This is a genomic window from Pseudomonas sp. B6001 (assembly GCF_013386015.1).
Taxonomy (GTDB): domain Bacteria; phylum Pseudomonadota; class Gammaproteobacteria; order Pseudomonadales; family Pseudomonadaceae; genus Aquipseudomonas.
Genome location: NZ_JACAOX010000017.1, coordinates 91,200 through 105,927, shown reverse-complemented (window position 1 = coordinate 105,927; position 14,728 = coordinate 91,200). Strand labels below are relative to the sequence as shown.

Genomic DNA, 14,728 nt, shown 5'->3' with positions numbered 1-14,728 from the left:
TGCCCGCTTTAGATTTTGATTTGGCTTTTGCTCTTCAACACTCTTTTGCGCTGTTCAAAAGTGAGCCGCTGTAAGAGCGGAACCAATATCAGCCGTTACCTAAAAAATGGACAAACACACTCATTCGGCTCCACATGTCAGGCGTGCATGCGAACCCAAACGCTGACCAAAATCGTAGCCGCCATCAACCACGCTACCGCCGCCACCGCCAGCGAAGCCTCCAGACGCATCCGGTCAACCATCACATACAACGTCGCCAGGTACACAAAGTACGGAATGATCGACCACATCCCGAACACGATCGTGGTCTTCAGATCCTCCACCGACCGACCCTTGCCGACAATGTAATGCGCAATCAACGCGAACGTCGGAAACAGCGGCACCAACCCTGCAATGTAGTAGTTCTTGGTCTTGGCCAGCGCCGCCAGAATCAGCACCACCCCCGCACCCAATGCCGCCTTCAACAATAAATCCACAATGCGCTCCTAGTGGCTCAGCCCGTACTTCTTGACCTTATCGAACAACGTGGTCTTGGCCATCCCCAGTTCCTGGCTGGCCTGGGTCAGGTTGCCGCCGCTGCGTTGCAAGGCATCGTTGAGCAGGTTGCGCTCGAACGCCTCCACCGCTTCGGTAAAGGCCAGCCCATGGTTGCCGCTGCTGGCGCCGCTCTTCTTGAACGCCGGCAAACCGAGGGCAAACCGCTCGGCCACGTTGCGCAGTTCACGCACGTTGCCCGGCCAGTCATGGCTCATCAGGCTGGACAGGGTCTGGTTGTCGAGGTCCGGCGCGGTGCGGTCGAAACGCAGCGACGACTGCTGCAGGAAGTGTTCGAACAACTGCAGGATGTCTTCGCGGCGTTCACGCAGCGGCGGCAGTTCCAGGGTCACCACGTTGAGGCGGTAGTACAGGTCGCTGCGAAACTGGTTGGCGCGGCTCAGGTCGTCGAGGTCGGACTTGGTCGCGGCGATCACCCGGCAATCCACCGCCACGCTCTGGTTCGAGCCCAGGCGTTCCAGGGTGCGTTCCTGCAACACCCGCAGCAGCTTGATCTGCAGGTTCATCGGCATGCTTTCCACCTCGTCGAGGAACAGCGTGCCTTCGTGGGCGTGTTCGATCTTGCCGATGCGGCGCTTGCCGGCACCGGTGAACGCGTTGGCTTCGTGGCCGAAGATTTCGCTTTCGAACAGGTTCTCCGGCAGGCCGCCGCAGTTCAAGGCGACGAACTGGTGGGAGTGGCGCCGGCTGAAATCGTGCAGGCAGCGCGCGACCAATTCCTTGCCGGTGCCGGTCTCGCCCTCGATCAACACGTTGGCCGAGGTGTCGGCGACGTTGGCGATCAATTCCCGCAGGTTCTGCATGGCCGGGGAGCGGCCGATGATCCGGCCTTCCAGCGAATCGCGCTCGGCCAGTTGCCGGCGCAGCGACCAGACTTCCCGGGCCAAACCGCGTTGTTCCAGGGCGCGGCGGGCTACGTCCACCAGGCGCTCGGGAGAGAAGGGTTTCTCCATGAAGTCATAGGCGCCGTTGCGCATCGCGCCCACGGCCATGGAGATATCGCCGTGGCCGGTGATCAGCACCACCGGCAGGCTTTTATCCAGGGCCTTGAGCCGGGTCAGCAACTCCAGGCCGTCGATGCCCGGCAGGCGAATATCGCTGATGACGATGCCGGCGAAGTTTTCACCGACGAGGGTCAGGGCTTCTTCGGCACTGCCCACGCCCACGCTGGGAATGTCTTCCAGAGCCAGGGCTTGCTGGCAGCCGAGCAATACATGGGGGTCGTCTTCGACGATCAGGACGGTCAGGTCGGTGGTTTTTTCTGCGTTCATTTCGACTCGACTTGTTGAGGGCTCGCCAGCGGCAAACTCAGGACAAAGGCAGTACCACCGCTGGCCGGATGCTCGACGGCGAGGTTGCCGCCGGTCGCCGCCGCGAGGCTGGCCGACAGCGTGAGGCCGAGGCCCAGGCCTTGTTCGCCGGGTTTGGTGGTAAAGAACGGTTCGAACAAATGCTTGCGGGTCTCGGGATCAATCCCGTGGCCGTTATCGCGCACCCGCAGGCGATATTTGCCGTCGGCGATGTCGCCTTCCAGCCACAGTTCGGGGGCCGGTTGCGCCTGCATCGCGTCCAGGGCGTTGCCCATCAGGTTGACCAGGATCTGCTCCAGGCGTGTCTGGTCGATCTGCAACTGCGCGCTGCTGAAGTGGCGGTGCACCGTCAGCGGCAGGGTCTCCAGGCGACTGCCGAGGATCTGGAACGTAGCGTCCACCGCCTTGCCCAGATTGGCTTCGCCCTGGTCATCGCCACGCCGGGCAAAGGAGCGCAGGCTGGCGGTGATGCGACCCATGCGGTCGATCAGTTCGTTGATGGTCTTGAGGTTGGCACTGGCGGTGTCCAGCGCCCCACGCTCAAGGAAGCGCACGGTGTTGCCCGACAGGGTACGCAGGGCGGCCAGTGGCTGGTTCAATTCATGGGCGATGCTGGTGGACATCTGGCCGATGGCCGCGAGTTTGCCGGCCTGCACCAGTTCGTCCTGGGCTCGGCGCAAGGTTTCCTCGGCCTGGCGCCGCTCGCGAATCTGGCTCTTGAGCCGCTCGTTGCTGGCCCGCAGGTCGGTGGTGCGTTCGGCAATCCGTCGCTCCAGCTGGTTATTGGCTTCCTGCAGGGCTTCCCGGGCGGCGAGGCGGGTGGCGATCACCTTGCGGCGCTCGTTCCAGGCAATCAGCAGGAATGCCACCAGCGCAAAGGCTACGGCCACCAGGATGCCCTGGTTGATGGCGGCCCGGCGCAGGTCGTTCAGCGGGGTGAGCAGGGTGAAATTCCAGGGGGTGTCGTTCAGTGGGCGGGTCTGGGCCAGGTAGCTGACCTCATGCTCGTCGGCCACCACTTCGCTGTTGGCCGGGAAGGTCAATTTCTCGGTGCCTTCGTTGAGGCGTTCGCGGGCCAGTGGTTCCAGCTCGTTGAGCGTCGCCCAGTAGTATTGCAGGCTGTGGGCGAGGCGGTCCTTGGTGTCATCGCTCAATGGCCGCACGGACTTGAGGCGACGGGCCGGGTCGCTGGAGAGAATGATGATGCCATTCTCGTCACTGACGAAGGCCTCCAGGCGCGCCCGCTGCCAGCGCTCTTCCAGCGCTTCCAGGCGTACCTTGACCACGGCGACGCCGATGATCTTGCCGTGCTCTTCCAGACCATGGGCCAGGTAATAGCCGGGTTCGCCGTTGGTGCTGCCGATGCCGTAGAACCGGCCGGGCTGGCCGCGCACGGCATTCTGGAAATAGGCACGGAAGGACAGGTCTTCACCCTGGTAACTGTCGGCATCGCGCCAGTTGCTGGTCGCCAGCACACGGCCGGTGGTGTCCATCACGTAGATCGCCCGGCTGCGACTGCGCCGGTTCAGGCCTTCGAGGTAGTCGTTGACGGTTTTGCGGGTTTCTTGATTCGGGTCGGCCAACAGCCTGGAGACGCTGGATTCCAGCTCCAGGAGACTGGGCAGGTAGGTGTATTTGCTGAGTTCGCTCTCGACGGTGCGGGCGTGCAGTTCCAGCTGGCGTTCGCCGGTATCGCTGAGGGTGCGGATCCCATAGAACTCGCTGATCCAGAAGCCGACGTAACCCAGTCCGATCATCAGGGCGATGATCAGCGGCGGCAGGAACAATTGGCGAATCAGACGAGGCTTCACGGCAAGTGATGGCGGCGCGGCGCGAAAGAGGTTGGGGTCGCATTTCATCACAGATGCCTTGGGTCAACCAGTTGTGGTGAGTGGGGTTGCCCGACCCACCACAACAGGGCAGTGCTTAGTGCTGCAGGATTTTCTCGAGGAAGTGCTGCGCACGCTCGGAGCGGGCGCTGATGTCGCCGAAGAATTCCTCTTTCGGGCAGTCTTCGATGATCTTGCCGGCGTCCATGAAGATCACCCGGTCAGCTACCTTGCGGGCGAAACCCATTTCGTGGGTCACGCACATCATGGTCATGCCTTCCTGGGCCAACTGCACCATCACGTCGAGCACTTCGTTGACCATTTCCGGGTCGAGGGCCGAGGTCGGTTCGTCGAACAGCATGACGATCGGGTCCATCGCCAGCGCACGGGCAATCGCCACACGCTGTTGCTGGCCGCCGGAAAGCTGGCCCGGGTGCTTGTGGGCGTGAGCCGACAGACCGACGCGCTCCAGCAGTTGCAGGCCCTTCTTGGTGGCTTCTTCCTTGCTGCGGCCCAATACCTTGATCTGCGCGATGGTCAGGTTTTCGGTGATGGTCAGGTGCGGAAACAGCTCGAAGTGCTGGAACACCATGCCAACGCGCGAGCGCAGTTTCGGCAGGTTGGTCTTCGGGTCGGCAATGGAGGTGCCATCGACCACCACGTCGCCTTTCTGGAACGGTTCCAGGGCGTTGACGCACTTGATCAGGGTCGATTTGCCCGAGCCGGACGGCCCGCATACCACGATCACTTCGCCTTTTTTAACCTCGGTGCTGCAATCGGTCAGCACCTGGAAGTCGCCATACCACTTGTTGATATTCTTGATAGAGATCATACGGCAAACCTTTTTTGCAGACGCTTGACCAGCAGCGAGGCGGAAAAGCTGATGATGAAGTAGACGACACCGGCGAAGATCAGGAACTCATTGGAGCGGCCGATGATGTCGCCGTTGGAACGGGCGGAGTTGAGGAAGTCCACCAGGCCCACGGTGTAGACCAGCGAGGTGTCCTGGAACAGGATGATCGACTGTTGCAGCAGCAACGGGGTCATCTTGCGGAACGCCTGGGGCAGGATGATCAGGCGCATGGTCTGGCCGTAGGTCATGCCCATCGCTTGCGCCGCGGCCATCTGGCCCTTGGGGATCGACTGCACGCCGGCCCGCACGATTTCGCAGAAGTACGCCGCCTCGAACATCATGAAGGCCACGACGCAGGAGGTGAACGCACCGATCGGGGTGTCTTCGCCGGTGATCCAGCGCAGCACGAACGGCACCGCCAGGTAGAACCAGGTGATCACCAGCAGCAGCGGGATCGAGCGGAAGTAGTTCACGTAGGCGCCGGCCAGGCGCGACAGCAGTTTGCTGGACGACAGGCGCATCAGCGCGAGGATCGTACCCAGGATGATGCCGCCGACCACGCCCATGACCATCAACTGCAAGGTCATGACCATGCCGTTCCACAGGCCCGGGATGGCGGGGATGATGCCGCTGAAATCGAAGTCCATTATTTACCCCCCACGGAGATCAGGCCGGGCACGGCGACTTTCTTCTCGACCACGCGCATCAGCAGCATCAGGCTCATGTTCAGGGTGAAATAGATCAGCGTGGCCAGGGTGAAGGCCTCGAACAGGTTGGCCGAGAACTCGGCGGTCTGTTTGGTTTGCGCCAGCAGTTCCATCAAGCCGATCAGGGACGCCACGGAGGAGTTCTTGAAGACGTTGAGGAATTCCGAGGTAAGCGGCGGAATGATGATCCGGTAGGCCTGGGGCAGCAGCACGTTCCAGTAGATCTGCGGCAGCTTGAAGCCCATGGCGCGTGCGGCGGATTCCTGGCCACGTGGCAGCGCCTGGATGCCGGTACGCACTTGTTCGCACACACGGGCGGCGGTGAACAGGCCCAGGCACACCACAACGCTCAGGTAGGCCGAGGTGGTCGGGTTGAGGTCTTGTTTGTACCAGTCCTGCAGGTTCTGCGGCAGCAGGTCGGGTATCAGGAAATACCAGATGAACAGCTGAACCAGCAGCGGTACGTTGCGAAACAGTTCCACGTAGCAGGTCGCGATGCCCGATACGATGCGGTTTGGCACGGTGCGCATGACGCCCAGAATGGACCCCAGCAGCAAGGCGATGATCCATGCCACGACGGCGATGGCAATGGTCCAGCCCAAGCCGGCGATGTACCAGTCGAGATAAGTCTCGCTGCCCACGCCGGTGGACTTGAAGAACACGCCCCAGTCCCAGTTGTAATTCATTAGGGTCTCCCCTCGAGATCGATCGATGTACAAGCACCCGCTTGGGGAAGATCCTTTCCCGCCCGACGGTGAACGCCAGGCACACGCGATCGGCTCGAAAACCGCCAGGTCGAGTGTTCCAAAATTAAAGCCAGCAGGTAGCAACAGACGCCTGAGGGAGGGTTGGCTCCCTCAGGACATAAGCTTAGTCAGGTATCAGATTTTTACGTCAGGCGCTGGCTTGTCGCTTGGGTTGGCGATCAGATCCTTGACCTTGTCGCTCATCGGGAAGTTGAGGTTCAGGCCTTTTGGTGGAATCGGGCTCTCGAACCACTTGCTGTAGATCTTGTTGATCTCGCCGGACTTGTACAGGCCGACGATCGCATCATCCACGGCCTTCTTGAAGGCTGGGTCGTCTTTGCGAACCATGCAGGCGTAGGCTTCGAAGGACTGTGGAGTACCGGTGATGACCCAGTCGTCCGGCTTCTTGGCCTTGGCTTCTTCACCGGCCAGCAGGGCGTCGTCCATCATGAAGGCAACGGCGCGGCCGCTTTCCAGCATCTGGAAGGACTCGCCGTGGTCCTTGGCGGAGATGACGTTCATGCCCATCTGCTTGTCGGCGTTCATCGCCTTGATGATGCGCTCGGACGTGGTGCCGGCGGTGGTCACGACGTTCTTGCCTTTCAGGTCGGCGAAATCGCTGTAGGACGGCTTGCCTTCCTTGTCTTTCTTGACCAGCAGGCGGGTGCCGATTTCGAAGATATTGACGGTGAAGTCAACCTGCTGGGCGCGTTCGGCGTTGTTGGTGGTGGAGCCGCACTCGATATCCGCGGTGCCGTTCTGGATCAGCGGGATACGGGTTTGCGAGGTGACCAGGTTGTACTTGGTCTTCAGGTCGGGTTTGTTCAGGTCTTTTTTCAGGGCTTCAACGATAGCCAGCTGAATGTCGTGGGAGTAGCCCACGGGTTTGCCCGAACCATCCGCGATATAGGAAAACGGAATGGAGCTGTCGCGGTGAGCGAGAGTGATCGTGCCGGAGTCGTTGATTTTCTTCAGTGTGCCGGTGAGTTCGGCGGCGAAAACTGGAGTGCTGATCAGAGCAGCAGCGATAGCTGCGCCCAGGATATGGGGAACGATGCGCATCAATACTTCCTCGACATTTGTTTTTTTTATGAGACCGGTTGGGACGGCCACGTTTTTATATAAACAGTACTGCGAAAGCCTATGACGGCTCCTGAGGCGCCTCAGGCAATCGCCTACGAGTGTAGAGCATGAGTCGTGCCAGACCAGAAATAAAAGGTTAACCATATGATTTATATAGAGATTAACTTTGTGTTACGGGTTTTTTCTCCTGTTTTGGTCCGGCAAACCGAATAGGTTGAGCTATGGCGTTCGGAAAACCGAATGGCGGCGTGGGCCTGTATCGCCCATGAAAAAGCCCCGGGAGTGTGGCTCCCGGGGCTTTTGGGTGTGGCTCTGTCAGAACGTATAGTCGGCCGACACCACTGCCGCGCGGCCATCGCCGGGCACTGCCCAACCGTTGTTGCGGATACGGGTGAGGTACTCCTTGTCGAACAGGTTGTTGATGTTCAGCTGCAGGTTCAACTGTTTGTTGACCTTGTAACCGAGCATCGCACGCTGCACCGCATAGCCGGGGGAAGTCGGCGAGTTGGCGGCGCTGACCAGGTACTGCTTGGTTTGCGCCGTGATGCCGTAGCCCACCTGGAAGTCGTAGGGCAGGTCGTACACCGTCCAGATGCTGGCTGCATGTTTGGGGGTGAAGGTCAGCGGCTCGCCTTTCTGCACGTCGATGCCGGTGGTCGCCAGGGTGTAATCGCTGGCGCTGCGCAGCACACGAGTGTTCAGGTAGGTGTAGTTGGCGAAGACTTTCCAGTGGTCAGTAAGTTGGCCGCTCAGGCCCAGCGCCACACCGTCTGCACGTGCCTTGCCGTCGAGGGTCTGGGTGCCGCTCAGGTTGCTCGGGTCATTGTCGGCGACTTTATAGTTGGTGCGGTCATTGCGGAAGATCGCGCCCGTCAGCGAGAGGGCATTGTCGAGCAGGTCCCATTTGGTGCCGATCTCATAGCTGACGGCGGTTTCCGGGGAAACATCGCAGTTGTTGGTGGCGATGCTTGAGCTTTTGGCCGGGGTGTAGCAACCCCCATTGACGCTGGCCTGGGACGGCGTCTTGCTGTTGCCGTAGGCGATATAGAAGCTGCCGTTTTCCACCGGTTTGTAGACCAGCGCCAGGCGGTAGGAGGTCAGGTCATCCGCCTGGCCGTAGCGAGTGCCGGGCGTTTCCACGCCAGTGCTGGAATAGGCATTGGTCACCGAGCTGCCGGCGTTGTGCTCGTAACGCAGGCCGCCGTTGATTTCCCACTGTGGGTTGAGCTTGAGCGTGTCGAAGGCATAGGCGGCGCGGTTGTTCAGCGCGCCGTCAATGTGGGCGGCCCGGGTGAAGTTGACGGGGCCGGACCATTCGGAGTTCGGATCGCTGTAGCTGACCGGTGGTGGGACGATGGTGCTGCCGTTGGCGTTGGTCAGCCATTTACCGGTATCCGCCTCGTATTCCTCGCGGCTGATGGCGATGCCGGTCACCAGCGTGTGGTCGATGAACCCGGTGCTGAAGTGGCTGGTGACGTCGGTCTGGTTGGTGAACATCTTGTTCTGGGTGTTGCGCTCGTTACCCAGTGAGCCGCCGCTTGGCTGGAAGTAGCCCGGCTGCAGGCCTGCGGCGCAAGGGGCGCCGGTGATCTGGGTGCCGCTGGCCAGGCAGCCGGTCAATGCACCTTCGGGGCCGGAAGCGCGCAGGTCCTGGCGCACCCGCTCGACGCGGGTGAAGTTGCGCACCGAGACGGCGTCGTTGAAGTCGTGTTCGAGCTTCAGGCTGAACGAGTCCGAGGTGATTTGCTGGTCATTGATGTTGTGGTAGCCGTAGTAGTCGCTCCAACCCACGCCCGGCATGGGCTTGCCGTTGTAGATCGGGATGCCGTACTGCGGCGTGTTGTTGTCTTTCTGGTGCTCGTAACTGACGGTGACGCGTGTCGGCGTGCCCAGGCCAAACGCGATGGAGGGCGCGATGCCCCAGCGTTCGTAATCTTCATAATCGCGGCCAGGCACGTCGTTACCATGGGCCATCAGGTTCAGGCGGAACGCGGTGGTGTCGTTCAGCGTCTGGTTGGTGTCCAGGGTGGTGCGCTTGTAGTTATCGGTGCCGATGCCCGCACTGATGGTGGTTTTGTCGCGTAATTCCGGCTGTTTGCTCACCAGGTTGATGGTGCCACCGACCGCGCCGGAGCCGGAATACACCGAACTTGCGCCGCTGACGACTTCGACCTGCTCCAGGTTGAACGGGTCGGTGCGGCTGTACTGCGCGCTGTCGCGCACGCCGTCCACGTAGATGTCGCCGCTGGCGGAGAAGCCGCGCAGGTTGATGCTGTCGCCATACCCGCTGCCACCTTCGCCGGCCCCGAAGGTGATCCCCGGCACGGTGCTGAGCACGTCGCGCAGGGTCAGCAGGTTCTGGTCATGAATGACTTCCTTGGGCACCACCGTGATGGTCTGCGGCGTGTCGCGCAGGGCCTCGGTGTACTTGGGGGAAGAAGGCGCCACAGGGTTGTAGACGCTCTGGCTCGGGGCCTGGCCTTCGATGCTGGTCGCGCCGAGTTGGATGACCCCTGTGTTGTCTTCTGGTGCGGGCTCCGCCGCGTAACTGAATCCTCCTTGCGCAGCCACTGCCAGGCCCACTGCCGACGCGAGCAAATGCCGCGATGAGAGGGGGGCAGAACTGATGCCGGTAGCCATTGAGTAATCTCTTGTTAGTGTTAGTGAGATGCGATCGTAATTGATAAGCGATCTCAAATGTAATACTTTGTAACCAAATAAATCATGAAACTTTTTGCGGTCCTTGATCGCTACTCGGGGCAGGAATGCAGAGCGCACAGCCAGGCAGCGAGCCCTCGGATATCGGTGATAACCCGCGTGCCTATGTGCGCTGGGTGATGTATGCGGCACAGCTGGGAGATGCCGACGCACAGGCGACCCTGGCCCAGCTGCTGCTTGACGGTCGTGGCGTGCAGAAGGATGAGGCGCTGGGGTTGAGCTGGTTTCGCATCGCTGCGCGGCAGCGTCACCCCATGGCGATCAACATGATCGGGCGCTGCCTGGAGAATGGCTGGGGCTGCGAGGTCGACTTGGAAGACAGTGCGCGGCATTACCGCAAGGCCGCCGATCTGGGGCTGGATTGGGGTTTGTATAACTACGGCCAGTTGCTGACGCGTGGCCGTGGTGTGGAGCGTGACCTTGTCGCGGCATATGAACTGTTCCGCCAGGCTGCGGCCAAGGGGCACGCCAAGTCGATGAACCTGTTGGGTCGGTTCCACCATGAAGGCGTGGTGGTGCCCAAGGATGTTCAACTGGCGCGCCAGTGGTATCAGCGCTCAGCCGAGGCCGGGGATTTCCGCGGGCAATACAACCATGCTGCGGAGCTGGCTCACGACGGCGACGAAGTGCAGGCCTGCCTATGGTTGGAGCGGGCCCTCGCGACGGCCACACCGGGCTTTTTGCAGGCGGCTTATCCCGTGTTGCTGGGCTCAGCCTTCAGCGGGATTCGTGAAATGGGCCTGCGCTATCAGCGTCATCTGCAGGCATGAAAAAGCCCCCGGACCTTTCGGTGCAGGGGCTTTTTTACGTCGGGCTGATCAGGCCGCTTCGATCTTGCCGCGGTTGTGCTCAACCTTGGACAGGTAACGCTGCACGTTCTCCTGCTCCTGCGGCGTGGTGAACAGGCCCAGCTTGCTGCGGCGCCACAGGATGTCCTGGGGCTGAGTGGCCCATTCTTCAGCGCACAGGTAATCGACTTCGCGGGTGTACAGGCCGCCACCGAGGTGGTCACCCATGTCCGCCAGCGATTGCACGCCTTCCAGCAGGCGCCAGGTGCGGCTGCCGTAAGTGGTGGACCAGCGACGGGCAATCTCGCTCGGCACCCAGTCGTATTTGCTACGGATTGCATCGGCCAGGGCTTCTGGCGTGCTCATGTTTTCGCCGCCGGGCAGGGTGGCTGTAGCCGTCCAGCTTGGGCGCATCTGCGTGAAGTAAGGCGCCAGTTGTGTCATCGCCGATTCGGCCAGCTTGCGGTAGGTGGTCAGCTTGCCGCCGAACACCGACAGCAACGGCGCCTCGCCCGAGGTGCCGGACAGCGCCAGGGTGTAGTCGCGGGTCACGGCCGACGGGTTGTCGGACTCGTCGTTGCACAACGGGCGCACGCCGGAATAGGTGTGCACGATGTCATCGCGGCTCAGCTGCTTCTTGAAGTGCGCGTTGACCACATTGAGCATGTAGTCGGTTTCACCTTCGGTAATCGCCACTTTCGCCGGGTCGCCGGTGTATTCGCGGTCGGTGGTGCCGATGATGGTCAGGTGATTCAGGTACGGAATGGTGAAGACGATACGCTGGTCTTCGTTCTGCAGGATGTGCGCGTGGGCGCCTTCATACAGCTTCGGTACGATCAGGTGGCTGCCCTGGATCAGACGGATGCCGTAGGGCGAATCCAGCTTCAAGTCATCCTTGATGAACTTGGCCACCCACGGGCCGGCAGCGTTCACCAGCGCTCGGGCGCGGATCGAGAACAGGCTGCCGTCGGCACGTTCCATGTTCATTTCCCACAGGCCTTTGCTGCGGTGTGCGCTGACGCAACGGGTCTGGGTGTGGATGTGCGCACCCTTTTCCCGCGCAGCCATGGCGTTGAGTACTACAAGGCGGGCGTCGTCGACCCAGCAATCGGAGTATTCGAAGCCTTTGGTGATTTCGCTTTTCAGCGGGCTGTCGGGGCCGAACTTGAGGCTCTTGGAGCCTTCGAGTTTTTCCCGCTTGCCCAGATGGTCATACAGGAACAGGCCGGCGCGAATCATCCATGCCGGACGCAGGTGCGGGCGGTGAGGCAATACAAAGCGCATCTGCTTGACGATGTGCGGGGCCTTGGCCAACAGCACCTCACGTTCAGCCAGGGCTTCGCGCACCAAGCGGAATTCGTAATGCTCCAGGTAACGCAGGCCACCGTGGATCAGCTTGCTGCTCGCGGAGGAAGTGTGGCTGGCCAGGTCGTCCTTTTCGCAAAGGAATACCGACAAACCGCGACCGGCTGCGTCTGCTGCAATCCCGACGCCATTGATCCCGCCACCGATAACGGCGACGTCATAGACTTCGGCAAGCGGTGGGGCAGGCAAGGTAGAAGGGTTCATCGGCTGGCCTCGCAATCTTTTTCGTATTGGAATTCGAACATAAATGTTCATTTGCGAAAATGGTAGCTTATAAACGCAGGCACAGCCAGCCCGCTTCGATTGAAAATACTGATCGAAGGGCGAACAAAGGAAAATTTGTGAACATCAGGGGGCAGGACACCCCCTGTATAGGCTTACACCACTTCCAGTCGAATCTTGTGCTGATTCAACAGTTGCACCAGTGCCGGGACCGGCTGCTGATCGGTGACTAAACAATCAATCAAACTGATGGGTCCCAGGCGAATCATGGCGTTGCGCCCGAATTTGCTGGAGTCCGCCGCCAGGATCACCTTGCGCGCATTGGCAATGATCGCCTGGGAAACCCGTACTTCCTGATAATCGAAGTCCAGAAGGCTGCCGTCTTCATCGATACCGCTGATGCCCACCAAGGCGAAATCGACCTTGAACTGGTTGATGAAATCAACGCTGGCCTGGCCTACCACACCGCCATCCCGGCGCACGTTGCCGCCGGTCAGGAGTACGTCGAAGTCGTCTTTGGCACTCAGCATCATGGCGACGTTGAGGTTATTGGTGATGATTTTCAGGTGGCTGTGGTTAAGCAGCGCACGCGCGATCGATTCGGTGGTGGTACCGATGTTGATAAACAGCGAGGCGTGATCGGGGATTTGCGCGGCGATGGCTTCGCCGATGCGCTGTTTTTCGTCGCGCATCTGGTCGGCACGCATGGCGTACGCGGTGTTTTCAACGCTGGAATCATAGGCTGCGCCGCCATGGTAGCGGCGCAACAGATTGGCTTCCGCCAGTTGATTGATATCGCGGCGGATGGTTTGCGGGGTGACAACGAAGAGCTGCGCCATTTCCTCGATACTCACATAGCCGCGTTCGCGAACCAGTTCGAGGATTTGTTGCTGGCGGGGAGGCAGATTCATGGTGCGTCCTTTGGGCTGCCGTAAAAAGTGGCCCATGATGACGCAGGAATCTGCTCCCTGCCAGTTACAACCCTATGCGCGTCCGGCGCTTGGCTTATTCAGCGCCTTCGTGGGGTTCCCAGTCGCGGGTGCGGCTGACTGCTTTCTGCCAGCCGGCGTAGAGTTTTTCCTTCGCCGCTTCTTCCAGCTGCGGTTCGAATTGACGCTCGATTACCGCCTTGCCACGCAGTTCGTCCAGGCTGCCCCAGAAACCGCACGCCAGGCCGGCCAGGTAAGCGGCGCCCAACGCGGTGGTTTCGCGCATTTGTGGGCGTTCAACCTGGGTACCGAGGATGTCGGCCTGGAACTGCATCAGGAAGTTGTTGGCGACCGCGCCACCGTCTACCCGCAGGGATTTGAGGCGTTCGCCGGAATCCTGCTGCATGGCATCGAGTACGTCACGGGTCTGGTAGGCAATCGACTCCAGGGCTGCACGGATGATGTGATCCACGCGTACGCCACGGGTCAGTCCGAACAGCGCGCCACGGGCATACGGGTCCCAGTACGGAGCGCCCAGGCCGGTGAAGGCTGGCACCAGGTACACGCCGTTGCTGTCCTTGACCTTGCCGGCGAAGTATTCGGTGTCGGTGGCATCGGCGATGATCTTCAACTCATCACGCAGCCATTGCACGGTGGAACCGCCGTTGAACACGGCGCCTTCCAGGGCGTAGGCCACTTCGCCACGCGGGCCGCAGGCGATGGTGGTGAGCATGCCGTGCTTGGATTTCACCGCCTTGTCGCCGGTGTTCATCAGCAGGAAGCAGCCGGTGCCGTAGGTGTTTTTCGCCTGGCCCGGTTCTACGCACATTTGGCCAAACAGCGCCGCCTGCTGGTCACCGGCGATACCGCCGATGGCGATACCGCTTTTGGTGCGACCGTAGATTTCCGAGGAAGACTTCACTTCCGGCAGCATTTCGCGCGGCACGTCGAGAATCTCCAGCATCTTCGCATCCCACTCCAGGGTGTGGATGTTGAAGAGCATGGTGCGCGAGGCGTTGGTGTAGTCGGTGACGTGGGTCTTGCCACCGGTAAATTTCCAGATCAGCCAGCTGTCGATGGTGCCGAACAGCAGCTCGCCGTTACGCGCACGTTCGCGGCTGCCTTCGACGTTGTCGAGGATCCACTTGAGCTTGGTGCCGGAGAAGTACGGGTCGGTGACCAGGCCGGTGGTGTCGTTGATGTATTGCTCGTGGCCGTCGCGCTTGAGCTGCTGGCAGATCTCGGTGCTGCGGCGGCATTGCCAGACGATCGCGTTGTAGATCGGACGGCCGGTGATTTTGTCCCAGACCACGGTGGTTTCACGCTGGTTGGTGATACCGATGGCCGCGACCTGGTCATGGTGCAGGCCGGCTTGTGCCAGGGCCTCGACCATCACCGCGCTCTGGGTGGCGAAAATCTCCATCGGGTCATGTTCGACCCAGCCGGCTTGCGGGTAATGCTGGGTGAATTCACGCTGGGCGGTGCAGACCACGTTGGCGTCACGATCGAAGATGATCGCCCGGGAACTGGTGGTGCCCTGATCGAGGGCAATGATGTAGTTCTTATTCTGAATGTCGGTCATGTCGATTGCCTTGGACGGAGAATAGGGAAGTCAGTAAACAG

At 60.8% G+C, this 14,728-nt stretch carries 12 protein-coding genes; 1 reads left to right on the top strand and 11 read right to left on the bottom strand.

Going from position 1 to position 14,728, the window contains the following annotated elements; genetic code table 11:
- Positions 1-137: 137 nt before the first annotated feature.
- From HX821_RS17890 to HX821_RS17855, 8 genes are all read right to left on the bottom strand, one after another.
- Entirely contained in the window at positions 138-467 is a 330-nt protein-coding gene (locus HX821_RS17890; RefSeq protein ID WP_174717800.1) for a GlpM family protein, read from the bottom strand.
- A gap of 18 nt (positions 468-485) precedes the next feature.
- Complete coding sequence (locus HX821_RS17885) at positions 486-1,826, bottom strand: sigma-54 dependent transcriptional regulator (RefSeq protein ID WP_003208736.1); 1,341 nt, start codon at positions 1,824-1,826, stop codon at positions 486-488.
- A complete protein-coding gene (locus HX821_RS17880; RefSeq protein WP_003208735.1) occupies positions 1,823-3,724 on the bottom strand; it encodes a sensor histidine kinase in 1,902 nt (633 codons plus the stop codon). Before HX821_RS17880 ends, HX821_RS17885 begins: the two co-directional genes overlap by 4 nt.
- 67 nt (positions 3,725-3,791) lie before the next feature.
- Complete coding sequence (locus tag HX821_RS17875) at positions 3,792-4,526, bottom strand: amino acid ABC transporter ATP-binding protein (protein ID WP_003208734.1); 735 nt, start codon at positions 4,524-4,526, stop codon at positions 3,792-3,794.
- Complete coding sequence (locus HX821_RS17870) at positions 4,523-5,194, bottom strand: amino acid ABC transporter permease (protein WP_003208733.1); 672 nt, start codon at positions 5,192-5,194, stop codon at positions 4,523-4,525. Before HX821_RS17870 ends, HX821_RS17875 begins: the two co-directional genes overlap by 4 nt.
- A complete protein-coding gene (locus HX821_RS17865; protein ID WP_003208731.1) occupies positions 5,194-5,940 on the bottom strand; it encodes an amino acid ABC transporter permease in 747 nt (248 codons plus the stop codon). The genes HX821_RS17870 and HX821_RS17865 overlap by 1 nt, the downstream gene beginning before the upstream one ends.
- Positions 5,941-6,135: 195 nt before the next feature.
- On the bottom strand, positions 6,136-7,062 hold the full coding sequence (locus HX821_RS17860) for a glutamate/aspartate ABC transporter substrate-binding protein (protein WP_008433481.1): 927 nt from the start codon (positions 7,060-7,062) through the stop codon (positions 6,136-6,138).
- 336 nt (positions 7,063-7,398) lie between these two features.
- Positions 7,399-9,723: a TonB-dependent siderophore receptor gene (locus HX821_RS17855; RefSeq protein WP_003208728.1), complete on the bottom strand. Its 2,325-nt coding sequence runs from the start codon at positions 9,721-9,723 to the stop codon at positions 7,399-7,401.
- Between the two features lie 125 nt (positions 9,724-9,848).
- On the opposite strand from HX821_RS17855, the gene HX821_RS17850 reads away from it, so the two are divergent.
- Entirely contained in the window at positions 9,849-10,571 is a 723-nt protein-coding gene (locus HX821_RS17850; RefSeq protein WP_177036170.1) for a tetratricopeptide repeat protein, read from the top strand.
- Positions 10,572-10,619: 48 nt separating this feature from the next.
- Here HX821_RS17850 and glpD read toward each other — a convergent pair whose 3' ends face one another.
- From glpD to glpK, 3 genes are all read right to left on the bottom strand, one after another.
- Positions 10,620-12,158: a glycerol-3-phosphate dehydrogenase gene (gene glpD, locus HX821_RS17845; protein ID WP_177036169.1), complete on the bottom strand. Its 1,539-nt coding sequence runs from the start codon at positions 12,156-12,158 to the stop codon at positions 10,620-10,622.
- Between the two features lie 173 nt (positions 12,159-12,331).
- A complete protein-coding gene (locus tag HX821_RS17840) occupies positions 12,332-13,087 on the bottom strand; it encodes a DeoR/GlpR family transcriptional regulator (RefSeq protein ID WP_003208723.1) in 756 nt (251 codons plus the stop codon).
- Between the two features lie 94 nt (positions 13,088-13,181).
- Positions 13,182-14,687, bottom strand: coding sequence for a glycerol kinase GlpK (gene glpK, locus HX821_RS17835; RefSeq protein ID WP_003208721.1), 1,506 nt, complete (start codon positions 14,685-14,687; stop codon positions 13,182-13,184).
- Between the last annotated feature and the right edge of the window lie 41 nt (positions 14,688-14,728).

Coding starts and splice junctions, on each gene's coding strand:
- HX821_RS17870 (WP_003208733.1), bottom strand. CDS start 5,194: ATGGACTTCGATTTCAGCGGCATCATCCCCGCCATCCCGGGCCTGTGG.
- HX821_RS17875 (WP_003208734.1), bottom strand. CDS start 4,526: ATGATCTCTATCAAGAATATCAACAAGTGGTATGGCGACTTCCAGGTG.
- HX821_RS17885 (WP_003208736.1), bottom strand. CDS start 1,826: ATGAACGCAGAAAAAACCACCGACCTGACCGTCCTGATCGTCGAAGAC.
- HX821_RS17860 (WP_008433481.1), bottom strand. CDS start 7,062: ATGCGCATCGTTCCCCATATCCTGGGCGCAGCTATCGCTGCTGCTCTG.
- HX821_RS17840 (WP_003208723.1), bottom strand. CDS start 13,087: ATGAATCTGCCTCCCCGCCAGCAACAAATCCTCGAACTGGTTCGCGAA.
- glpK (WP_003208721.1), bottom strand. CDS start 14,687: ATGACCGACATTCAGAATAAGAACTACATCATTGCCCTCGATCAGGGC.
- HX821_RS17865 (WP_003208731.1), bottom strand. CDS start 5,940: ATGAATTACAACTGGGACTGGGGCGTGTTCTTCAAGTCCACCGGCGTG.
- HX821_RS17850 (WP_177036170.1), top strand. CDS start 9,849: ATGCAGAGCGCACAGCCAGGCAGCGAGCCCTCGGATATCGGTGATAAC.
- HX821_RS17880 (WP_003208735.1), bottom strand. CDS start 3,724: ATGAAATGCGACCCCAACCTCTTTCGCGCCGCGCCGCCATCACTTGCC.
- HX821_RS17855 (WP_003208728.1), bottom strand. CDS start 9,723: ATGGCTACCGGCATCAGTTCTGCCCCCCTCTCATCGCGGCATTTGCTC.
- glpD (WP_177036169.1), bottom strand. CDS start 12,158: ATGAACCCTTCTACCTTGCCTGCCCCACCGCTTGCCGAAGTCTATGAC.